The following is a 22,835-nucleotide window of genomic DNA, read 5'->3' as shown; positions in this document are numbered from 1 at the left end:
GACCGAAGGAAATTCGGGATGAAGTCGATCCTCGTGGCGCTCGTCATCGTCTCCGCCGGCGCGGCCAGCGTCGCAGGCGTATCCTTCGGCGTGCCCGACGGTCTGGTGAAGGGCCTGCCGCGCCTCGGTGCGGGAACCGACGGCGTCACCACCGGCAGCCTCGATGAAGCGCCGGCTTCCCTGACGAAGCAGCCGCGCGTGGAAATCGCGCAGGCACAGCAGACCGAGCAGGCGGCCGGCACCGGCACGGAGCCGACGCCCGTCGTGGAGGTCACGCAGAACAAGCCGGTCGTCGACGAAAGCGCGCTGCGCTACTTCGCCGCCCGCGGCGACACCGCCCGGCTGAATGCGGAGATCGCCCGGCTGCGCGCGCTCTATCCCACCTGGACACCGCCGGAAAACCCGCTCGCCGTGCCGGTCAACGAGGACCGGCAGCTCGAGGAGATGTGGGCGCTCTATGCCCAGTCGCGCTACGCGGACGTGCGCGCGGCGATCGCCCGGCGCCAGCAGGACGACCCGCAATGGACGCCGCCCGCCGACCTCGTCGAGCGCCTCGACGTGGCGGAGAAGCGCGCCGAGCTGGTGGCCGCCTCCAATGCGGGGCGCAGCGAGGATGTCGTGCGCCTCGGCGCGGAGACGCCGAGCCTGCTCACCTGCTCGGATGCGGATGTGCTCTGGCGCGTCGCCGAGGCCTTCGTGAAGACCGAGCGCGTGCAGCGCGCCAAGGATGCCTACGGCTACATGCTCGACAATTGCTCGGACGGGCCGATCCGTGTCGCCACCGTGCAGAAGGCCTCGACCCTGCTCGGCTATGCCGACATGCAGGATCTCATCGCCCGCGAGCGCACCGGCGCCGATGGCGTCAAGGAATTCGACACGATCCGCAACGATCTCGCCCGCCGCTTCGTCGGCGAGGGCGACGAGGACGCGGCGATCACGGTCGCGCCGGCCTATCTGAAGCTCGTCGAGAAGCTGGTGACGGACGAGGGGCTCGCCTCCGATGCGCTGCTGCTCGGCTGGTATCACCTCCGGCGCGAGCAGAATGCGCTGGCCGAACCCTTCTTCCGCAAGGCGCGCGCCGTCGAGGATTCCGCCTCGGCCTCGCAAGGCCTCGCCCTCATCCTTCTCGCGCGCAAGATGCCGGGCGAGGCGGAGGAGGTGATGTATGCCTGGCGCACGACCTCCGACCAGGCGATGCAGACCTATCTCGCCGCCACCGCCAACCTCCTGGCGCTCGATCCGCCGCCGAAGCTCGACGCCAAGGTGCTCGGCCGCATCGCGCAGGTGACGCTGGAGGAGAAGCATCCGCAGACCGGCGAGCAGTTCGGCTGGTATGCGCTCGCCATGGACCAGCCGGGAACGGCGGAGGAATGGTTTTCGCAGGTGCTGGCGTGGAAGGCGGACTACGAGCCTGCCGCCTACGGGCTCGGCGTCGCGCGGTTGAGGCTGGAGGACCGCGCCGGTCTCGCCGCCGTCAAGCAGGCCTGGGCCGGCCGGTCCGAGCGCATCGCGCTGCTCGGCGAGCGGGACACGAGCGGGGATGCCGCGCCGGCGCTGCGCGACCGGCAGGCGCGGACCGCCCGCACCGAACGCCGCGTGCCGGTGCGCGAAGTGGTCGAGGAGGTCGCCCTGACGCCGCAGCGCGGCGCCCGCACGGCGCGCCGGACGGACGGCGCCGTCGATTGCCGCAGCACGCGTGATCCCGGCCGCCTTTCGGCGGCGGGTGCGCTCTCGCTCGGCTGGTGCCTGATGGAGATCAACCGGCCGCTGGAGGCCGTGCAGGCCTTCGAGGCGGCGCTGGCCGGCGAGGGCCGCACGCGCAGCGATGCCGCCTATGGCCAGAGCCTTGCCTATCTGCGCGCCGGGCTGACGAGCGATGCCGCGGTCTCCGCTACCAAGGCGCGGCTGGAGCAGGGGCGTGCCGCCGAATTGCAGACCGCCATTCTCGGCGATCGCGCCGTCAGCAGTTTTCGCGCGCAACGCTATCGCGAAACCCTGGTCTTCCTCGACCAGCGCCGCCAGTTCCATGCCGAGCCGGCGGACCTGATGGTGCTGCGCGCCTATGCCTACAAGAATCTCGGCATGCGCGTCGATGCCATGCGCCTGTTCGAGGCGCTGGGCGAGACCGGCCGGCAGGACGCCATCCGCGCGCTGGCCGAGATGCGCCGCGAGCGGGATGGCCGCAAGTAACGCTATTTGGCCGCAATCCTTGCGGAGGATGATGCATGCGCCTTCGAACCCTTGCCCTTGCCGCCGTGCTGCCCCTGTTCGCCTCTCCGCTCGCTGCCGCGGAGGAGCGCTATGTCGTCTGCGACAACGGCCTTCGCTGTGTGACGGCGCCATGCCCGTCCTCCGCCATCCGCAATCTCGACAGCGGTGCGGAAACGCGCGGCGTCTCCCCTGATATCGACGGGCTGGCCGAAGCGGACCGGCAGCGCATCCGCGAGACGGATGCACTCTACTACGGCCGGCTTGTCCTGCGTGGCCATGTCGAGGATCGCGACCAGGAGATCGCCGGCCGGCGGCAGAGCCTTCCGGTCCTCGTCGTCACCGGCATCGAGCGCGAGGCCACGGCCGATGAACGGCGGCACTGCCGCGCCGGCTAGCCGTTGGGTATCTAGTCGCGATCGGGCGCCCCGAGCGGGAAGAACTTCCGGAAGGGCCGGGCTTCGTCCACGGCGCGGGCGAAGGAGGGGCGGGCGAGCAGGCGCTTGCGATAGGCATGCACATTGGCGAAGGCCGGGTCGATGGCGTGCGTCCAGTCCGCATAGAAGAGGAAGGGAGCGGCGCCGCAGTCGGCCAGCGTGAAGGTGTCGCCCGTGGCCCAGATCCGGCCGTCCATGTGGGTATCGAGCCAGGCATAGGCCGTTTCCAGCATGTCGCGCGCATCCTTCTCGCCGTAGGGATCGCGGTTCTCCTCCGGCCGGATGGCGTTGAAGACGATCCTCTGCTGCGGCGTCGAGACGTAGTTGTCGAAGAAGCGGTCGAGCATGCGCACCTCGATCGCCGCCTTCGGATCGTCGGGGATGAGCTTTACCGGCCCGGGGTGATAAAGCCCGAGATATTCGATGACGATGCTCGCCTCGACGATCGTCCGGTCGCCGTCGACGAGGATCGGGAAGCGCTTGATCGGCCAGCGCCTTTCGAAATCCGCGAGCGTTTCGGCGTCGTTGTGGTCGAGCAGGCGGTAGTCGAAATCGGTGCCGTTTTCATAAAGCGCGATCAGCACCTTCTGGCAGTAGCTGGAAAAGGGATGAGCATACAGAACGGGTTTCATGGCAACCTCCGCGTCTGCGGACGTTGTCGCAAATCTGATTGCGTTTTGCAATCGGTTTTTTCATCCTGGGCGCAGCAGCAGCGCCTGCCTCAGATCCTGGCCATGCGGCCTTGAAAATTGCATCTGGGCGAGGGGGATCGACAGGACCAGGAAGACCAGGGCCGTCACGAACAGCATTCCCGGATGCAGCAGTCCCGATTTCACGCGTCACCTCACATTCGAACAGCCGTCTTGTCCGCCACCAACCTGACGCGGCGCTGAACGCGGCCGTCAGCTCGTTCAGGCGGCTGTCAGCTTCGCGGGGCAGGGAGGCGCGGGATGGCGGCCCGCGGGCTGCCTGAGACGCTTTCGAAAGGACATCCGATGCGCGAAACAACCGGCAAGGCCGGCTTCCCCGCCGTCTGGCGGCCGCAGCTCGGCAGCATTGCCGTCAGCATCCTGACGGCGCTCTACCTGCTCGCCTTGACCAACCGCAGCTTCTGGTCGAAGGGCTGGCTCTATCTCGATGGCCGGCCGACCACGCTTTTCTCCATCGCCGTCGGCATTGCCTGCCTTTACATCGCGTTCTGCGTCGCGGTCTCGCTGAAATATGTGATGAAGCCGGTCTTCATCCTGCTCATCCTGGCAAGCGCCGCCGGTGCCTGGTTCATGGACCGCTACGGCGTGATCATCGACATGGAGATGATCCGCAACGCGGCCGAGACGAACAGCGCGGAGGCCGGGCACCTGATCACGCCGGGTTTCGTCCTGCACATGCTGGCCTATGGCGTGCTGCCCGCAGCGCTGCTCCTGTGGGTCAAGGTTCGTCACCACACCTTCTTCTGGAAGCTGCGCGCCAATCTCGCCATCATCCTGCCCGCGCTGGTCATCGCACTGGTCGCCGGCCTTTCCCATGCCCGTGTCTATGCCGCCACCGTGCGGGCGCATCACGACTGGTTCGAGACGCTGAACCCCTTCGTGCCGCTCGTCACGGCCGTGCAGTTCGCCGCCGGCCAGTCGGCCGATCGCAACGTGGTCGCCGCCCCGCTCGGCACGGATGCCCGTATCGGTGATGGTCCCGTCACCGGGCGCAAGCCGCGGCTGCTGGTCGTCGTTGCCGGCGAGACGGCGCGCGCCACCAATTTTTCGCTCGGCGGTTATGCGCGCGAGACCAATCCGGAACTGAAGACGAAGGACATCCGCTATTTCGGCGACACGACGAGCTGCGGCACGGCGACTGCCGTCTCGCTGCCCTGCATGTTCTCCGTCTATACCCGCGCCGACTATTCGCACCGCAAGGGGCTGGAGACCGAGAACCTGCTCGACGTGCTCGCCCATGCGGGCGTCGCCGTCGAATGGTGGGACAACAATACCGGCAGCAAGAAGATCGCCGCCCGCGTGAGGGAGCGCTCGCTGATCGAGGGCGGCAACCCGCGCGACTGCTCGGGCGGCGAGTGCCAGGACCAAGTGATGCTCGACGCGCTCGACGCCTGGATCGGCTCGGTGAAGGCGGACACCGTGCTGGTTCTGCACCAGATCGGCAGCCACGGCCCGTCCTATTACCTGCGGTATCCGGAGGCATTCCGCCGCTTCAGGCCGGATTGCCGCAGCGCCGAGTTTTCCGATTGCACGCGCGAGGAGATCGTCAACGCCTATGACAACACGATCGCCTATACCGACCATATCCTCGCCGGTGTGATCGACCGGCTGCAGAAGGCCGAAGGCAGCCTCGACGTCTCGATGCTCTACATGTCCGACCACGGCGAATCGCTCGGCGAGCTCGGCCTCTACCTGCACGGCGCGCCCTACATGATCGCGCCGGGCGAGCAGACCCATGTGCCCTTCGTGCTCTGGCTCGGCGAGGATGCGAGGGCCGCCTATTCCGGCGCCTGCCTCGATGCGCAGACGGTGAAGCCGCAATCGCACGACATACTCTTCCACACCGTGCTCGGCATGATGCGGGTGGAAACCAAGGTGCGCGACCCCGCGCTCGACCTCATGTCCTCCTGCCGGCGCGGCGCCGTATCCTGATCGGGACGGGCGGTGGCAAGCCTGGCTTCCCCTGTGTATTCTCCGGTTTCGGAAGGTGACGCGCGGGCGCATGGGCGGCCGTCGCCATGGTGCGGAGAGACGGGCGCGTGAGGGTTCTGCTGATCGAGGACGATGCCGTTCTGGGCGAGGCGGTGCGCGACTATGTGGCCGGGCTCGGCCATGCGGTCGACTGGATGCAGACGCTCGAGGACGGCCGCACGGCGGCGGAGGCGGTCGGCTACGAGCTGATCCTGCTGGATCTCCGCCTGCCCGACGGCAGCGGGCTTTCGCTGCTGAAGGACCTGCGCCGCGCCGGCACGGCGGTGCCGGTCATCATCCTCACCGCGCATGACCAGATTTCCGACCGTATCGAGGGCCTGAACAGCGGGGCGGACGACTATCTCGTCAAGCCGTTCAACCTCGGCGAGCTCGGCGCCCGCATGCTCGCCGTCGCGCGGCGCTACTCGGCCTCCTCGCTGCCGGTGCTGCAATCCGGGTCGCTGGCGATCGCGCTGGCCGACCGACGGGTCCTGCGCGATGGCGCGCCGGTCGATCTGTCCGGCCGCGAATGGGCCGTGCTGGCGCGGCTCGCCACGCGGCCGAATGCCGTCGTCTCCAAGGGCGAGATCGAGGAGGCGCTCTATGCCTTCGGCGCGGAGATCGAGAGCAACACGGTCGAGGTCTATGTCAGCCGGCTGCGCAAGAAGCTCGGCAAGGACTGCGTCGAGACGCTGCGCGGCATCGGCTACAGGCTCGGCCGGTGACGGGGTCGGCACCGCAGAGCGGGAAACCGCACGCAAGCGCCTTCCGGCCGAAGAGCCTCGCCGGCCAGCTCATGCTGTGGATCACCGTCATCACCACCTGCCTCTGGCTCGTCGCGGTGGGGTTCGGCGCGCTCGTCATGCAGGACGAGTTCGGCGAGATCTTCGACAGCGCCCTGCAGGAGACCGCCGAGCGCCTGGTGCCGCTCGTCATCGACGACCTCAACCGTCGCGACGACCTGAACGCCCCCCGGCGCATCGAGCGCTCGCCCGCGCAGCCCGGCGAGGAATACCTGACCTACCAGGTGCGCGACCGTGCGGGCCGGGTGCTGCTGCATTCGCACACCGCCTCGGCGGAACCGTTCGACGTGCCGCTGAGGGTCGGTTTCCGGGATGGCGCGCGGGGCCGGGTCTACACCGCCGCGACGGCGGACGGCTCGATCTTCGTGCAGGTGGAGGATTCGGCCGAGGAGCGGCGGGAGGCGATGCTGGAGGGCGCGCTGGCGCTGCTGCTGCCGGTGCTGCTCATCGTGCCGGTCACGGTGCTGGCCGTGTGGTTCGTCGTGCGCCGCGTGCTCCGGCCGGTCGAGACGCTGCGGGCGGCGATCGGTGTAAAGGACGGCGGCAATCTCGCGGCGATCGCGGCGGCGGGCCTGCCGCAGGAGCTGCAGCCGATCCTGCGCTCCGTCAATCTCCTGCTCGCGCGCCTGCGCGCCGCGCTGGCGGCGGAGCGGGAATTCACCGCCAACAGCGCGCATGAACTGCGCACGCCGATCGCCGGCGCGCTGGCGCAGACGCAACTGCTCACGGCCGAACTGAAGGACGGCCCGACTCGTGCCCGCGCCCGGCAGATCGAGGCCTCCCTGCAGAAGCTGACGAAACTCACCGAAAAGCTGCTCCAGCTTGCCCGCGCCGAGGCCGGGATCGGCGTCAGCGAGACGACCTTCGACCTCGTGGATGTGCTCGGCGTCGTCGTCACGGATTTCCAGCGTGCATCGGACGCGGCAAGCCGCATCCGCTTCCGGAACGATCTCGCGGGACCGGCCTTGCGCGAGGGCACGGCCGACGCCTTCGCCATCGTGCTGCGCAACCTCGTCGAAAACGCGCTGCTGCACGGGCGGGCGGACGAGCCGGTCGAGATCCACCTCACCGAAACGGGCATCGTCAGCATCCGCAACGGCGCGCCTGTTCTGTCCGAGGCGGAGCTCGGCGCGGTGCGCAAGCGCTTTTCCCGCGGCAGGACGCTTGCCGCGGGCTCCGGTCTCGGGCTTTCCATCGCCGAGCGGCTGTTGGCGCAGATGCGCGCCAGCCTCGTCCTCACATCGCCCATTGCCGGGCGTGTTGACGGTTTTCAGGCAGACATCGTGTTTCCGGCCGCGCACTGACGCTGCCCGGCATTTCCCCTGCCTCATTTCTGAACAGTCTCGTTTCCCGGCATTCCCGCGCGGGCGGCCCGATGCGAATACCCACATTTTTTTCCATTAGCATGTGAGAAACCTGTGGCTTTTTGCCTTATTGTGTGGTTTTCTGTGGCTCTAATCAAAAAAGGTGGGGAACATGGGTCGCAAACCGGAAGACTATGCGCGGCTGCTCGCCAGCGCGCTTTGCAAACTGCATGCAGCGGAGTGCCAGGGGGCATCGCCGCTCATCTCGGAAGAAAGCGTGCGCGTGATCAGCGAAACCATCGCCGCGGCGATGGAGGATGCTCGAAAAATTCATATCGAACAGGAGCTTGCGGCGATGCGTGAACGCCGTGAGCGCATTCGTCTACATTCCTGACAATTCCTCCCGCTCTGCCGCCGCGCTCGCCTTGTGCTCGCGGCGGCGGCTTTCTATGGTAGGTGTTCAAGCCGTCCGGGCAGAAGCGTGCAGCGCTTTCGCATCCGGGCGTGCAAACCTGACGCGCCTGACCATCGGGAGGAGATGAGGTGTCGACTGAAGCCGCGCGCGTGCTGCGCGACACGTCCGCCGACCCGGAATTCGGGCCGTGGCTGGCGCAGGCCTCGATCCTCGTCGTCGACGACGAGCCGGGCATGCGCAACTTCCTGATGCGCACGCTCGGGCCGCGCTGCCGTCAACTGGAGCTGGCGGCCGATACGGACGAGGCCTCGCGCAAGCTCGACCAGAACCATTTCGACGTGGTCATCCTCGACAACATCATGCCGAAGAAGAACGGCGTGGAATGGCTTGCCGAGCAGCGGGCCATCGGCTTCTTCGCCGATGCCATCCTGATGACCGCCTATGCCGACCTCGAAACCGCGATCCAGGCGCTCAGGGCCGGCGCGGTCGATTTCATCCTGAAACCCTTCCGCTCCAACCAGTTGCTCAATGCCGTCGCGCGCTGCCTCGACCGCATCCGCCTGCAGCGCGAAAACTACGTGCTGCGCTACGAGTTGAAGGCGACGTCCGACCATATCCTCCTGCGCGACCGGCTGATCGGCGAATCGACGGCCATCGCCCGCGTGCGCGAAACCATCGCCCGCGTCGCCCCGCTGCCGACCTCGGTCCTGCTCACCGGCCAGTCGGGCACCGGCAAGGAGGTGGCGGCCCGCTCGCTGCACACGCTGTCCGACCGCGCGGCGAAACCCTTCGTGCCGGTCAATTGCGGGGCGATCCCGGCGGATATGATCGAAAGCGAGCTGTTCGGCCACCTGAAGGGCGCCTTCACCGGCGCCGAACGGGCGCGCGAGGGGCTGTTCCTGCATGCACAGGGCGGCACGCTCTTCCTCGACGAGATCAGCGAGATGCCGCCGGCCACGCAAAGCAAGCTGCTGCGCGTGCTGGAAGACCGCAAGGTGCGGCCCGTCGGCTCCGAACGCGAGGTGCCGGTCGACCTGCGCTTCGTCTTCGCCACCAATGCGGAGCTGGAGAAGGAGGTGCAGGCCGGGCGCTTCCGGGCCGATCTCTTCTTCCGCATCAATGTCATGCAGATCCACCTGCCGCCGCTGAAGGACCGCGACGGCGATGCGGTGGAGCTGGCCGTCCTCTTCATGAAGAAGCTCTCGGCGCAGCTCGCCATGCCCGCCGTGCCCATCGACGAGGCGGCCCGCCGGGCGCTGTCGACCTATGACTGGCCGGGCAATGTGCGCGAACTGCGCAATCTCATCGAGCGCACGCTGATCCTCGGCCGCTTCCCGGACGGATTCGGGCAGGCGGCGGCCGGCAGGGAGGGCGGCTCGCTTGCCGATGTCGAGCGGCGCCACATCCTCTCGGTGCTTGCCGCCTGCAATGGCCAGCGCGACGAGGCGGCGCGCCAGCTCGGCATTTCCCGCAAGACGATCGACCGCAAGCTGGCGGCCTGGGATGGCTGACGGCAGGCAGGGCGTCATCCGGCCGGCGCGCTCGGTGCGCTACCGGCTGCTGGCCATCGCGCTCCTGCCGATGCTGGTGATCCTGCCGCTCCTGCTCGGCATCACCGTCTACCGCTGGAACGAGAAGTTCGACGCGACGCTGATCTCCAAGGTCAACGGCGACCTCACCATCGCGCACCAGTATCTCGCCCATATCCTCGACAATACCGGCGAGCACGTCACCGCGCTCGGCGGCTCCGTGCGCTTCCGCGACAGCGCCGGCGACACCGGCGCGCTGAAAGCCCTGCTCGACGAGGCGCGGGCGCGGCTGGAGCTCGATTTCCTTTATGTCGTCGCGACCGACGGCCGGCTCGTCGTCTCCGTGACCGCGACCACGGCGGAAACGCTGCGCACCGACTGGCCGGTCATCCGCGACGCGCTGGCCGGCAAGCCGGCGACGGGGGTGGATATCTTCGAGAACGCCGATCTCGAACGGCTCTCGCCCGACCTTGCCGCCCGCGCGCGGCTGCCGCTCGTCTCGACGCCGAATGCGGTGCCGACCGAGCGCACGGAGGAGACGCGCGGCATGGTCGTGCAGAGTGCCAGCCCCGTCACGCTCGGCGACGGGCGCGCGGCGGTGCTCGTCGGCGGCATCCTGCTCAACCAGAACCTCGTCTTCATCGACACGATCAACGATCTCGTCTACCGCGAGGCGAGCCTGCCGGAGGGCAGCCAGGGCACGGCGACGCTGTTCCTCGACGACGTGCGCATCAGCACGAATGTGCGCCTGTTCGAAGGGCGCCGCGCGCTCGGCACGCGCGTCTCGGCCGCCGTGCGCTCGGCCGTGCTGGGCGAGGGGCGCACCTGGCTCGACAGCGCCTTCGTCGTCAACGACTGGTACATTTCCGCCTACGAGCCGATCACCGACAGCCGCGGCGAGCGCGTCGGCATGCTCTATGTCGGCTTCCTCGAGGCGCCGTTCACGGCGGCGAAGTACCAGACGGTGCTCACCATCGTCGTCGCCTTCCTTGCCATCACGGCGGCCAGCGTGCCGATCTTTCTGCGCTGGGCGCGCGGCATCTTCGAGCCGCTGGAGCGGGTGGACGCCACCATCGCGCGGGTGGAGAGCGGCGATCTCGGTGCGCGCACCGGCCCGGTCGACAGCCAGGACGAGATCGGCCGCGTCGCCGTGCATCTCGACGACCTCCTGAACCAGCTCGAGCAGAACGACCTGGAGCTGCGCCGCTGGAACGAGGAGCTGAATGCGCGCGTCGACGAGCGCACCCGCGAGCTGCAGCTCGCCAACCGCCGGCTGGAGGCGACGACCAAGCAGCTCATCCTGTCGGAAAAGCTTGCCGCCATCGGCGAGATCACCGCCGGCGTCGCCCATGAGATCAACAACCCGATCGCCGTCATGCAGGGCAATCTGGAGGTCATCCGCTCCGTGGTCGGCGACCGGGCGGCGCTGGCCAAGGTCGAGTTCCAGCTCCTCGACGAACAGATCCAGCGCATCAGCCAGATCGTCACGAAACTCCTGCAATTCGCCAAGCCCGAGGAATTCGCCGGTTTCGTCGATCGCCATGCGCCCGGCACGGCGGTGGCCGATTGCATGCCGCTCGTCCAGCATCTGCTCGCCAGGGCGGCGATCGAGGTGCGGCTGGAGGATACGGCCGAACGGCTGGTGCTGATGAACCGCACCGAGCTGCAGCAGGTCGTCGTCAACCTCGTCGTCAACGCCATCCACGCCATGCCGGATGGCGGCAGGCTGACCATCGTCACCCGCGACAGCGACCGCGGCGGGCGCCCGGGCGTCGAGATCGTCGTCAGCGATACCGGGGTCGGCATGGAGCCGGATCTCGTCGCGAAGGTCTTCGATCCGTTCTTCACCACGAAGCGGCAGGAGGGCACGGGCCTCGGCCTTTCCATCAGCCAGACGCTGGTGACGCGGCAGGGCGGCGCCATCTCGGTGGCGAGCCGGCCGGGCGAGGGCGCGACCTTCACCATCTGGCTGCCCGAGGCGGCCTGACCGGACACTTTGTCCGCCCTTCGGACAAAGTGTCCGTTTTCCTTCCGTTTTTTCTTCCAACCTCCTGATTCCAAAGGACATCCATTCTGGCATGGGCCTTGCTTCGGTCCGCGCGGGAGGTTCGGCTTCCGGCCGCCTGCGAGAGGGATGCAGGCATCCGGGCGTCGAAGGGGCGGTTTTCGCCGGCTCCCCATCACGAAAATCTTCGCACCGAGGGGTGCGTCGCGGAGGAGACCCAATGACTGCATCGACCGAGACCTATGCCGGCGACTATTCCGGCAGCATCCTCGACCGGGAGCGCATCATCGCCAAACCCGGCTTCAACCGCTGGCTCGTTCCGCCGGCCGCGCTCGCCATCCATCTCTGCATCGGCATGGCCTACGGCTTCAGCGTGTTCTGGCTGCCGCTGTCCAGGGCCATTCCGGGCGCTGCCGATGCGGCCTGCGCCGATCTCAACCTCGTCTCCGCGCTCTTCACCACGAGCTGCAACTGGCGCGTCGCTGATCTCGGCTGGATCTACACGCTGTTCTTCGTGCTGCTCGGCTGTTCGGCGGCCATCTGGGGCGGCTGGCTGGAGCGCGTCGGCCCGCGCAAGGCGGGCTTCGTCTCGGCCTGCTGCTGGTGCGGCGGCATCGTCGTCGCGGCGCTCGGCGTCATGACCCATCAATTGTGGCTGATGTGGCTCGGCGCGGGCGTCATCGGCGGCATCGGCCTCGGCCTCGGCTACATCTCCCCGGTCTCCACGCTGATCAAGTGGTTCCCGGATCGGCGCGGCATGGCGACCGGCATGGCGATCATGGGGTTCGGCGGCGGCGCGATGATCGGCGCCCCGCTTGCGAACCTCCTGATGAACGTCTTCAAGACCGACACGACGGCCGGCGTCTGGCAGACCTTCCTCGTCATGGCCGCCATCTATTTCTGCTTCATGATGGGCGGTGCCTTCGGCTACCGCATTCCGCCGGCCGGCTGGAGGCCGGAGGGCTGGACGCCGCCGGCCTCCAAGTCGACGATGATCACCACCAAGCACGTCCACCTGCGCGACGCGCACAAGACGACGCAGTTCTGGCTGATCTGGCTGGTGCTCTGCCTCAACGTCTCGGCCGGCATCGGCGTCATCGGCATGGCCTCGCCGATGCTGCAGGAAATCTTCGGCGGCCGCCTCATCGGCCAGCCCGAGCTGAGTTTCGGCCAGCTCGATACCGACCAGAAGGCCGCCATCGCGGCGATCGCCGCGGGCTTCACCGGCCTGCTCTCGCTGTTCAACATCGGCGGGCGCTTCGTCTGGGCCTCGCTCTCCGACAAGATCGGCCGCAAGAACACCTATTATACCTTCTTCATCCTCGGCATCGTGCTCTACGCGCTCGCGCCGACGCTGGCGGACATGGGCAGCAAGGCGCTCTTCGTGCTCGCCTTCGGCATCATCCTGTCGATGTACGGCGGTGGTTTCGCCACGGTTCCGGCCTATCTCGCCGACATCTTCGGCACGCAGTTCGTCGGTGCGATCCATGGCCGCCTGCTGACCGCCTGGGCGACCGCCGGCATCGTCGGCCCGGTCGTGGTCAACTATATCCGCGAGGCGCAGATCGCCGCCGGCGTGGCGCCGGGGCCGGCGCTCTATACCGGCACCATGTACATCCTCGCCGGCATGCTGGCGCTCGGCCTCATCGCCAACATGCTGGTGCGGCCGCTTTCCGACAAATGGTTCATGTCGGACGAGGAGGTCGCCTCCCTGCAGGCGAAGACCGCGGCCGCCAATGCCGGCCCGACCGGTTCCTTCGGCATCGGCAAGGGCGGGCTCGACGCCAGGGCGGCGCTCGCCTGGGCCGTCGTCGGCCTTCCGCTCCTCTGGGGCATCTGGGTGACGCTGAAGAGCACCGCCGCGCTGTTCTGAGATCCTCCCGGAGACGCCCTCTCCTCCGTCATGGTCGGGCTCGACCCGACCATCCACCACCGCGGGTGAGACTTGGATCCTCGGGTTGAACCCGAGGATGACGATGGTGGAGGGCGATGCTTGTCGGAAAGCCAGGTCCCCGGCCGGTGCCGGGGACTTTTTCATGACCGCTTGCAGCGGATGCGCTTTTCGAGCAAACCGGAAGAAGGCGTCAAAGGAGGAGGACGACATGACCGATTGGGGCCGGACCGGCATGGGCAAGATCGCGCTGGTGACGGGCGGCGGCACGGGCATCGGCCTTGCCATCGCCCGGGGCCTCAGCGCCGAGGGCTATGCGGTCGTCGTCACCGGCCGCCGGGCCGCGGTGCTGGAGGAGGCCGCCGCCGCCATCACCGGTGAAACGGGCAATCCGGTCCGCGCGATTGCCTGCAATGTCGGCGATCCGGGCGAGGTCGCCGCGGTCTTTGCCGAGATCGGGCATGCTTTCGGCCGGCTCGACGTGCTGGTCAACAATGCCGGCTCCAACGTCTCCCCGGCGCTGCTGGAGGACATTCCCTTCGAGGAGTGGAGCAACATCCTCGCCGTAAACCTGACGGGTGCCTTCCTCTGCACCCAGCAGGCCTTCAAACTGATGAAGGAGCAGAGCCCGCGCGGCGGGCGCATCATCAACAACGGCTCGATCTCCGCCACGACGCCGCGGCCGAACTCCGCGCCCTATACGGCGACGAAGCACGCGATCACCGGCCTTACCAAATCGACCGCCCTCGACGGGCGCAAATACGACATCGCCTGTGGCCAGATCGATATCGGCAATGCGGCGACGGACATGACGAAGCGCATGAGCGCCGGCATCCTCCAGCCGAACGGCGAGATCGCCAGCGAGCCGACCATGCCTGTCAAGCACGTCGCCGATGCGGTGGTCTACATGGCCAGCCTGCCGCTCGATGCCAATGTGCTGACCATGACGGTCATGGCGACGACCATGCCCTTCGTCGGGCGCGGGTAGGTTCAGCGTCGCGGCTCGCCGCCCTCGGCGTAGACGGTCTTCTGCTGGAACTTGAAGACATGGCCGCAGCGGCAGCGCAGCATGTGCTTGTCCGGATATTTCGAGGCGCGTTCCGTGAGGAAGCCGCGCGGCAGCGAATCGATGGTGAAATCCGGGTGCTTGCGGCTCGGCATGTCGTCTTCCGAGACCTCGGCATAACCGGAATTGCCGCACATGGCGCATTCGAGCTTGCGCGAATAGCGGTCACGGGCGGCCATGGAAACTCCTTCGTCAAATATCGGCGGACCGTTCATAGGCGCAGCGGCGGGCCGTTTCAATGGCGCATGTCACGCGGCGAGCAAGGCCTGCATGATGGCGACGATGCGCCGGTGCTGGTGGGCATGGCGCGTGCGCACATTGGTGGCGGCATAGACAGCCTGCGCGATCGGCTCGGCGCCGGTAACGCGGCTCACTGCGCCGGAGCGCAGCAGCCGCTTCGCATCGTGCGTCATCACGAAGGCGGAGCCGCCGAGCTTCTGCAGCAGGGCGAGGATCGCCGTCGTCTCGCCGCTGGCGATCGGCGCGGTCGAGAGGGTCGGATGCGCCTGGCGGTGCAGCCGGTCGAAGGCGGGGGAATAGACGGCCTGGATATAGTCCTCCGGCCGGACGTCCTCGATCCGCGCCACCCTGTTGCTCACCATCTCGTATTGCACCTCGCCGATGCGCTCATAGGCAAGGTCCGGCAGGTAGTGCGGGGTAAAAAGGATCGCAAGGTCGAGGTCGCCCGCGCCGAGGTCGCGGTTCATCTGGTTGGAATAGTCGACCTCCACATAGATCGAGGTGCCCGGCAATTCCTTGCGCACCGCCGCCAGCCAGTCGCCGGCGAAGTGGGCGGCAAGATCGTGCTGCAGGCCGATGCGCATGGAGCGCTCGTAGGCGCCGGCCGTTTCCACCGCGCGCGCCGCCTCGTGCCACTGGTGCTGCAGCGCCTTGGCGTGATCGAGGAAGCGCAGGCCGGCCGCGGTCGGCTGGGTGCCGCCCTTGTTGCGCGCGAAGAGCTTTCGCGCGAACATTCCTTCCAGCGCGTTGATGCGGTGCGTGACCGTCGACTGCGTGATGTTCAGCCGCTCGGCCGTGCGGTTGAAATTGCGCGTTTCCATCAGGTCGAGGAATGTCTCAATCAGGACAATTTGCATGAATGCGCCGATTTTTCCCAGTGTTCGGGGGAAGTGTAATCGAGAAAGTCGATTAATAAAGCAAAATCCATCCGCTTGCTGCGCGCCGCTTTGGTTGCCACAAATCCGGGGCGAAGAAGGGGAACGAGAATGTCCGCACTGCCAAGCCATGCCCGTGTCGTCATCATCGGCGGAGGCGCCGTCGGGGCGTCGGCGCTCTATCATCTGGCGAAGGCCGGGTGGACGGATTGCGTGCTTCTGGAAAAGAACGAGCTGACCGCCGGCTCCACCTGGCATGCCGCCGGCAACGTGCCGACCTTCTCCTCCTCCTGGTCGATCATGAACATGCAGCGCTATTCCGCCGCGCTCTACCGGGAGCTGGGCGCGCTGGTCGACTATCCCATGAACTACCACGTCACCGGCTCGATCCGCCTCGGCCATTCGAAGGAGCGCCTGCAGGAGTTCAAGCGCGTCGTCGGCATGGGCCGCTACCAGGGCATGGACCTCGACATCCTCTCGCCCGACGAGATGCGCGGGAAATATCCGTTCCTCGAAACGCACGACCTCACCGGTGCGCTCTACGACCCCTATGACGGCGACATCGACCCGGCGCAGCTCACGCAGGCGCTCGCCAAGGGTGCGCGCGACATGGGCGCAAAAATCTTCCGCTTCTGTCCGGCGACCGGCGCGCGGCGCGAGGGCGAGGAATGGGTGATCTCGACGCCTCAGGGCGAGATCCGCTGCGAGAAGGTCGTCAACGCGGCCGGCTATTATGCGCGGGAGGTCGGAAAATGGTTCGGCCGCGAGGTGCCGATGATGGTGATGAGCCATCAATACATGCTGTTCGAGGAGATTCCGGAGCTTGCCGCCTGGTCGAAGGAGGCCGGCCACAAGCTGCCGCTGCTGCGCGACGTGGATTCGTCCTATTATCTCCGCCAGGAGAAGACGGGCATGAACCTCGGCCCCTACGAGCGGAACTGCAAGGCGCACTGGACGACGCCCGACGACCCGATGCCGGACGATTTCTCCTTCCAGCTCTTCCCGGACGATCTCGACCGGCTCGAATGGTATCTCAACGACGCCGTCGAGCGCGTGCCGATCCTCGGCACCGCCGGCCTGTCGCGCATGATCAACGGTCCCATCCCCTATGCGCCGGACGGCAACCCGCTGATCGGCCCGATGCCGGGCGTGCCGAACGCCTATGAGGCCTGCGTCTTCACCTTCGGCATCTGCCAGGCGGGCGGCGCGGGCAAGGTGCTGGCGGAATGGGTGACGGAGGGCGAAACGGAATGGGACATGTGGTCCTGCGATCCGCGCCGCTACACGAGCTTCGCCGCCGACAAGGATTATTGCGTGGCCAAGGGCATGGAGGTCTACGGCCACGAATATGCCATGCATTTCCCGAAACACGCCTGGCCGGCCGGCCGGAACCGGAAGCTGTCGCCGATCCACGACCGCATCGCGGCGCTCGGCGCGCAGTTCAAGCCCTATAACGGCTGGGAGCGCGCCAACTGGTATGCCGGGCCCGGCGACGACACGTCGGAGGCCGCGACCCAGACCTGGAACCGCGAGGGCCCCTGGCGGCCGCGCATCGAGGCGGAGTGCCGCGCCGTCACCGAGGCCGCCGGTATCCTCGACCTGCCGGGCTTCTCGCGCTTCCGCGTGAAGGGGGAGGGCGCGACGGCCTGGCTTTCCTCGCTGATCACCGGCCGCGTGCCGAAACCGGGCCGCATCGGCCTTGCCTATTTCGCCGACGACAAGGGCCGCATCGTCACGGAAATGTCGGTCATGATGCTGGCGGAGGATTTCTTCTTCCTCATCACCGCCGCGACGGCGCAGTGGCACGATTTCGAGTGGCTGCAGAAACACCTGCCGGAAAATCCCGTCTTCACGCTGGAGGACGTCACCGAAAACTTTTCGTGCCAGATCCTCTCCGGCCCGAATTCCCGCGCCATCCTTTCGGATGTCTGCAAGGCGGACCTCACCATGCCCTGGCTCACCCACCAGCCGGTGGAGATCGCCGGCCGCTGGTGCCAGCTCGTGCGCGTCTCCTTCGCCGGCGAACTCGGCTGGGAGATCCACACCAAGGTGGAGGACACGGCCGTCATCTTCGACGCCGTCTGGGCGGCGGGGCAGAAGCATGGCCTGAAGCCCTTCGGCATGGAGGCGCTCGACAGCCTGCGCATCGAGAAGGGTTATCGCGCCTGGAAGGGCGATCTTTCGACCGACTATACCATCCTGCAGGGCGGCCTCGAACGCTTCGTCGACTGGACCAAGCCCGCCTTCAAGGGCAAGGCGGCGCTGGAGCGGGAGAAGCAGCAGGGCGTCACCAAGCGCTTCGTGACGCTGACCGTCGAGGCCGGGGACTGCGATGCGCCCTACATGTCGACGCTCTGGCACGGTGGCAAGGTCGTCGGCGAGACGACCTCCGGCAACTGGGGCTACCGCACCGGCAGATCCATCGCGCTCGGCATGCTGAGGGCCGACCTCGCCGTGCCGGGCACGGAGATCGAGGTGGAAATCTACGGCGAACGCTTCAAGGCGACCGTTGAGCCCGACGGCCCGCTCTTCGACCCCAACAATGAAAGACTGCGCGCATGACGAAGCCCATTCCCCAGAAGGCGAGAGCCGTCATCATCGGCGGCGGCGTCTCCGGCTGTTCGGTCGCCTATCACCTGGCCAAACTCGGCTGGACGGATGTGGTGCTGCTGGAGCGCAAGCAGTTGACCTCAGGCACCACCTGGCATGCCGCCGGCCTCATCGGCCAGCTGCGCGCCTCGCAGAACATGACGCGGCTCGCGAAATATTCCGCCGATCTCTACGTCAAGCTCGAGGCCGAGACCGGCATCGGCACCGGCATGCGCCAGTGCGGCTCTATGACGGTGGCGCTGACGGACGAGCGCAAGGAGGAAATCTACCGCCAGGCCTCGCTCGCCCGGGCCTTCGACATCGATGTGCGCGAGATCACCGTCGAGGAGGTGAAGGCGCTCTATCCGCATCTCAACACGGCGGATGTGAAGGCCGCCGTGCACCTGCCGCTCGACGGCCAGTGCGATCCCGCCAACATCGCCATGGCCTTGGCGAAGGGCGCGCGGCAGAACGGCGCGACCGTCATCGAAGGCGTCAAGGTGACGTCGGTGTTGACGAAGGACGGCCGCGTGACGGGCGTCACCTGCGAGCAGAACGGCGAGACGTTCACCATCGAGACGGAAAACGTCGTCAACGCCGCCGGCATGTGGGGTCGCACGCTCGCCGACATGTCGGGCGTCACCCTGCCGCTGCACGCCTGCGAGCATTTCTACATCGTCACCGAGCCGATCGCGAACCTGCAGAGGCTGCCCGTTCTGCGCGTGCCGGACGAATGCACCTATTACAAGGAAGATGCCGGCAAGATGCTGATCGGCGCCTTCGAATTGAAGGCCAAGCCCTGGGGCATGGACGGCATTTCGGAAGACTTCTGCTTCGACCAGTTGCCGGAGGATTTCGACCACTTCCAGCCGATCCTCGAAAACGCCATCCACCGCATGCCCATGCTGGAGACGGCCGGCATCCACACCTTCTTCAACGGTCCGGAGAGCTTCACGCCCGACGACCGCTACTATCTCGGCGAGGCGCCGGAGCTGAAGGGCTACTGGGTCGCCGCCGGCTACAATTCCATCGGCATCGTCTCCTCCGGCGGGGCCGGCATGGCGCTCGCCCAGTGGATGAACGACGGCGAGCCGCCGTTCGATCTCTGGGAGGTGGATATCCGCCGCGCCCAGCCGTTCCAGAAGAACCGCGCCTATCTCAAGGACCGCGTCTCCGAAACGCTCGGCCTGCTCTATGCCGATCACTTCCCCTATCGCCAGATGGCGACGGCGCGCGGCGTGCGCCGATCGCCGCTGCACGAGCACCTGAAGGCCCGCGGCGCCGTCTTCGGCGAGGTCGCCGGCTGGGAGCGCGCCAACTGGTTCGCCAAGGAGGGGCAGGAGCGGGAGTACCGCTATTCGTGGAAGCGGCAGAACTGGTTCGAGAATCAGCGGGAAGAACACCTCGCCGTCCGTGAGCGTGTCGGTCTGTTCGACATGACCTCCTTCGGCAAGATCCGCGTGGAGGGCCGCGATGCGTTGGCCTTCCTGCAGAAACTCTGCGCCAACCAGATGGACGTCGCCCCCGGCCGGATCGTCTACACGCAGATGCTCAACGAACGCGGCGGCATCGAGAGCGACCTGACGGTGACGCGCCTTTCGCAGACCGCCTTCTTCCTCGTCGTGCCCGGCGCGACGCTGCAGCGCGACCTTGCCTGGCTGCGCAAGCACCTTGCGGACGAGTTCGTCGTCATCACCGATGTGACGGCGGCCGAAAGCGTGCTCTGCGTCATGGGCCCCAAGGCGCGCGAGCTGATGCAGAAGGTGAGCCCGAACGACTTTTCCAATGCGGCGCATCCCTTCGCCACGGCGCGGCAGATCGAGGTGGGCATGGGCCTTGCCCGGGCGCACCGCGTCACCTATGTCGGCGAACTCGGCTGGGAGCTCTACGTTTCCACCGACCAGGCGGCCCATGTCTTCGAGGCGCTGGAGGCGGCGGGGGCGGATGTCGGCCTGAAACTCTGCGGCCTGCACACGCTCGATTCGTGCCGCATCGAGAAGGCCTTCCGCCATTTCGGCCATGATATCACCGACGAGGACCATGTGCTGGAAGCCGGCCTCGGTTTTGCCGTGCGCACGAGGAAGGGCGATTTCATCGGCCGCGACGCGGTGCTGCGCAAGGAGGAAGCGGGGCTGAAGCGCCGCATGATGCAGTTCAGGCTGACCGATCCCGAGCCGCTGCTCTTCCACAACGAGGCGCTGGTGCGCGACGGCAGGATCGTCTCGACCGTCACCTCGGGCAATTATGGCCACCATCTCGGCGGCGCGATCGGCATGGGTTACGTGCCATGCGCCGGCGAGAGCGAGGCGGATGTGCTGGCCTCCAACTACGAGATCGAGATCGCCGGCGTGCGGGTGAAGGCCGAGGCCTCGCTCGTGCCCATGTACGATCCGAAAGCCGAGAGGGTACGCGCGTGAGCAACCTTGCCGAACGCCACCGGCGTTTTCATGCCCTGCACCAGTCGGGCTGCTTCGTCATCCCCAATCCGTGGGACATGGGCTCGGCCCGCATGATGGCGGCGTCGGGCGCCGTGGCGCTCGCCACCACCTCCGCCGGCTTCGCCTTCACGCTGGGGCGGCCCGACATGGGCCGCGTGACGCGCGACGAGGCGCTGCGGCATGCGCAGGATATCGTGCGCGCCACGCCGCTGCCGGTCTCGGGCGATTTCGAGAACGGTTTTGCCGATGCGCCGGACGACGTGGCCGAGACGATCCGGCTCGCCGCCGAGGTCGGGCTTTCCGGTTGCTCGATCGAGGATACGCGGATGGTCGAGGGCAACCCGGCCTATGCCTTCGATCTTGCCGTGGAGCGCATCCGTGCCGCCACGGACGCCGCCCGTTCGCTCGGCCGTCCCTTCATCCTCTGCGCCAGGGCCGATGGCGTGATGAACGGCGTCTACGACCTCGACGAGGCGATCCGGCGCATCCAGGCCTTCGAGAAGGCGGGCGCGGACCTCGTCTATGTGCCGGTGCCGCCGGGGCCGGAGGAGCTCAGGCGCGTCGTGCAATCGGTCGGGGTGCCGGTGAACGGGCTTGCCGCGGGGCCGCTGCGCCAGCTCACCGTGCCGGACTTCGCCGCGCTCGGCGTGCGGCGCATCTCGCTCGGCTCGATGATCGCCCGCGTCACCCATGCCGCGATCGCCGAGCAGATGGACGCCATCGTGAAGGATGGCAGTTTTGCGAAATTGTCCGCCGCGGCGTCGGGGGATCTCATTAACAGAATGCTGGCCGCCGGTGCGGGGGAGACGGGTCATGAGTGAACAGGCAGTTTTGTCCCGGCGATCGGGCGGGCGTGCGGCACGGGTCGCGATGCGCGCCGCACCCTTGGCGGAAAACGTCCGGCCGGTGCGGCCGGGTCTTCCCGGCGGCCAGTACAAGCCGCTGACGGAGGCGGGCGTGCGCCGCATCCACGAGGCGGCGCTGGATGCGCTGGAGAATATCGGCCTTGCCAATGCGCCGAAATCCGGCATCGAGATCATGACCGGCGCGGGCGCCATCCTCGGCGAGGACGGGCGCCTGCGCTTTCCGCGGGCGCTGGTGGAGGACATGCTGGCACTTGCCGCGCGCGACATCACGCTCCATGGCCGCGATCCGAAATACGACCTCGAACTGTCGGGCACCCGCGTCTATTACGGCACGGCGGGCGCGGCGGTGCATATCGTCGACGTGGAGAAGCGGGAATACCGCGAATCGACGGCGAAGGACCTCTACAACGCCGCCCAGCTCGTCCACCACCTCGACAATGTGCATTTCTTCCAGCGGGCGATGGTCTGCCGCGACGTCGCCGACAATTTCCTGATGGACATCAACACGCTCTACGGCTGCTGCGCCGGCACGTCGAAACATGTCGGCACCAGTTTCTCCGATCCCTCGCATGTCGCCGGCTGCTTCGACCTCATCCACATGATGGCGGGCGGCGAGGACAAGTGGCGGGCACGGCCCTTCGTGTCGAATTCCAACTGCTTCGTCGTGCCGCCGATGAAGTTCGCGGAGGAAAGCTGCATCACCATGGAGGCCTGCATCCGGGCCGGCATGCCGATCCTGCTGCTCTCCGCCGGGCAGGCGGGCGCGACGGCGCCGGCGCCGCTTGCCACCGCCATCGTGCAGGCCGTCGCCGAGTGCCTTGCGGGCGTCGTCTATGTCAACGCCATGGCGCCCGGCCACCCGGCGATCTTCGGCACCTGGCCCTTCGTGTCGGACCTTCGGACGGGCGCCATGTCCGGCGGTTCGGGCGAGCAGGCGTTGCTGACGGCGGGCTGCGCGCAGATGCACCAGTTCTACAAGCTTCCCGGCGGCGCGGCCGCGGGCATCGCCGATTCCAAGCTTCCGGACATGCAGGCGGGCTGGGAACAGGCGATCTCCAATGTCATGGCGGGCCTTTCCGGCCTCAACATGGTCTATGAGGCGGTCGGCATGCACGCCTCGCTGCTCGGCTTCTGCCTGGAAAGCCTCGTGCTCGGCGATGATCTTCTGGGCCAGGTGCAGCGCTGCGTGCGCGGCATCGACGTCACGGAGGATTCCGTCTCGCTGGAGACCATGCGATCCGTCTGCCTCGATGGACCGGGCCACTATCTCGGCGACCCTCAGACCCTGTCGCTGATGCAGACGGAATATATCTACCCCACTGTGGCCGACCGCACGAGCCCGAAGGAATGGGCCGAGATCGGCCGGCCGGACCTCGTGCAGAAGGCGATCGAGCGCAAGAACCGCATTCTCGCCGAAGCCGGCGGCCCGCTTTTCGATTTCGCGACGGACCAGGCGGTGCGGGAAAAGTTCAAGATCTATTTCTGATG

18 protein-coding genes are annotated in these 22,835 nt (G+C 67.2%); 14 read left to right on the top strand and 4 right to left on the bottom strand.

The genetic code is table 11. The features are described 5' to 3' along the window. Positions 1 to 18: 18 nt before the first annotated feature. Positions 19 to 2,190, top strand: a complete 2,172-nt coding sequence (locus shn_RS12290; protein WP_064330663.1) for a hypothetical protein — start codon at positions 19 to 21, stop codon at positions 2,188 to 2,190. Between the two features lie 35 nt (positions 2,191 to 2,225). After that, positions 2,226 to 2,606 (top strand): hypothetical protein, encoded by a 381-nt coding sequence (locus tag shn_RS12285; protein ID WP_064330662.1) that lies wholly within the window; start codon positions 2,226 to 2,228, stop codon positions 2,604 to 2,606. 11 nt (positions 2,607 to 2,617) lie between these two features. On the opposite strand, the gene shn_RS12280 is transcribed toward shn_RS12285, so the two are convergent. Then, on the bottom strand, positions 2,618 to 3,277 hold the full coding sequence (locus shn_RS12280; protein ID WP_064330661.1) for a glutathione S-transferase family protein: 660 nt from the start codon (positions 3,275 to 3,277) through the stop codon (positions 2,618 to 2,620). 60 nt (positions 3,278 to 3,337) lie between these two features. Continuing rightward, entirely contained in the window at positions 3,338 to 3,481 is a 144-nt protein-coding gene (locus tag shn_RS36395) for a hypothetical protein (protein WP_168168907.1), read from the bottom strand. 159 nt (positions 3,482 to 3,640) lie between these two features. Here shn_RS36395 and shn_RS12275 point away from each other — a divergent pair, with 159 nt between their 5' ends. The 8 genes from shn_RS12275 (at position 3,641) to shn_RS12240 (ending at position 14,261) form a co-directional block, all read left to right on the top strand. After that, complete coding sequence (locus shn_RS12275; protein ID WP_064332571.1) at positions 3,641 to 5,287, top strand: phosphoethanolamine transferase; 1,647 nt, start codon at positions 3,641 to 3,643, stop codon at positions 5,285 to 5,287. A 107-nt stretch (positions 5,288 to 5,394) separates the two neighbouring features. After that, positions 5,395 to 6,051, top strand: a complete 657-nt coding sequence (locus shn_RS12270; RefSeq protein ID WP_064330660.1) for a response regulator transcription factor — start codon at positions 5,395 to 5,397, stop codon at positions 6,049 to 6,051. Beyond that, the gene (locus shn_RS12265; RefSeq protein ID WP_245337286.1) at positions 6,048 to 7,433 is read left to right on the top strand and encodes a HAMP domain-containing sensor histidine kinase; all 1,386 of its coding nucleotides are present in this window, start codon (positions 6,048 to 6,050) and stop codon (positions 7,431 to 7,433) included. Before shn_RS12270 ends, shn_RS12265 begins: the two co-directional genes overlap by 4 nt. Before the next feature lie 172 nt (positions 7,434 to 7,605). Further along, positions 7,606 to 7,827 carry a hypothetical protein gene (locus tag shn_RS12260; protein ID WP_064330658.1) on the top strand — a complete coding sequence of 74 codons (222 nt, stop codon included), beginning with the start codon at positions 7,606 to 7,608 and terminating at the stop codon, positions 7,825 to 7,827. A gap of 149 nt (positions 7,828 to 7,976) precedes the next feature. Continuing rightward, on the top strand, positions 7,977 to 9,359 hold the full coding sequence (locus shn_RS12255) for a sigma-54 dependent transcriptional regulator (RefSeq protein WP_064330657.1): 1,383 nt from the start codon (positions 7,977 to 7,979) through the stop codon (positions 9,357 to 9,359). Continuing rightward, positions 9,352 to 11,364: a cache domain-containing protein gene (locus shn_RS12250; RefSeq protein WP_064330656.1), complete on the top strand. Its 2,013-nt coding sequence runs from the start codon at positions 9,352 to 9,354 to the stop codon at positions 11,362 to 11,364. Before shn_RS12255 ends, shn_RS12250 begins: the two co-directional genes overlap by 8 nt. Positions 11,365 to 11,602: 238 nt before the next feature. Beyond that, complete coding sequence (locus shn_RS12245) at positions 11,603 to 13,255, top strand: OFA family MFS transporter (RefSeq protein WP_064330655.1); 1,653 nt, start codon at positions 11,603 to 11,605, stop codon at positions 13,253 to 13,255. Between the two features lie 229 nt (positions 13,256 to 13,484). Then, positions 13,485 to 14,261 (top strand): SDR family oxidoreductase, encoded by a 777-nt coding sequence (locus shn_RS12240; RefSeq protein ID WP_064330654.1) that lies wholly within the window; start codon positions 13,485 to 13,487, stop codon positions 14,259 to 14,261. Between the two features lie 2 nt (positions 14,262 to 14,263). On the opposite strand, the gene shn_RS12235 is transcribed toward shn_RS12240, so the two are convergent. Then, complete coding sequence (locus shn_RS12235) at positions 14,264 to 14,518, bottom strand: hypothetical protein (RefSeq protein ID WP_064330653.1); 255 nt, start codon at positions 14,516 to 14,518, stop codon at positions 14,264 to 14,266. Positions 14,519 to 14,587: 69 nt separating this feature from the next. Then, positions 14,588 to 15,436: a LysR family transcriptional regulator gene (locus shn_RS12230; RefSeq protein WP_064330652.1), complete on the bottom strand. Its 849-nt coding sequence runs from the start codon at positions 15,434 to 15,436 to the stop codon at positions 14,588 to 14,590. 129 nt (positions 15,437 to 15,565) lie between these two features. On the opposite strand from shn_RS12230, the gene shn_RS12225 reads away from it, so the two are divergent. Genes shn_RS12225 through shn_RS12210 form a run of 4 tightly spaced genes read left to right on the top strand, consistent with a single transcriptional unit; the run spans position 15,566 to position 22,833 of the window. Continuing rightward, positions 15,566 to 18,016, top strand: a complete 2,451-nt coding sequence (locus tag shn_RS12225) for an FAD-dependent oxidoreductase (RefSeq protein WP_064330651.1) — start codon at positions 15,566 to 15,568, stop codon at positions 18,014 to 18,016. Beyond that, on the top strand, positions 18,013 to 20,460 hold the full coding sequence (locus shn_RS12220) for an FAD-dependent oxidoreductase (RefSeq protein ID WP_064330650.1): 2,448 nt from the start codon (positions 18,013 to 18,015) through the stop codon (positions 20,458 to 20,460). The genes shn_RS12225 and shn_RS12220 overlap by 4 nt, the downstream gene beginning before the upstream one ends. Beyond that, entirely contained in the window at positions 20,457 to 21,302 is an 846-nt protein-coding gene (locus tag shn_RS12215; protein WP_084437951.1) for an oxaloacetate decarboxylase, read from the top strand. Before shn_RS12220 ends, shn_RS12215 begins: the two co-directional genes overlap by 4 nt. Further along, positions 21,295 to 22,833: a trimethylamine methyltransferase family protein gene (locus shn_RS12210; protein ID WP_064330649.1), complete on the top strand. Its 1,539-nt coding sequence runs from the start codon at positions 21,295 to 21,297 to the stop codon at positions 22,831 to 22,833. Before shn_RS12215 ends, shn_RS12210 begins: the two co-directional genes overlap by 8 nt. The last annotated feature ends 2 nt before the right edge of the window (positions 22,834 to 22,835 follow it).

It is taken from the genome of Shinella sp. HZN7 (genome assembly GCF_001652565.1).
In the GTDB taxonomy this organism is placed as follows: Bacteria; Pseudomonadota; Alphaproteobacteria; order Rhizobiales; family Rhizobiaceae; genus Shinella; species Shinella granuli.
The sequence above is the reverse complement of the archived record's forward strand: the minus strand, read 5'-3'. Positions and strand labels throughout refer to the sequence as shown.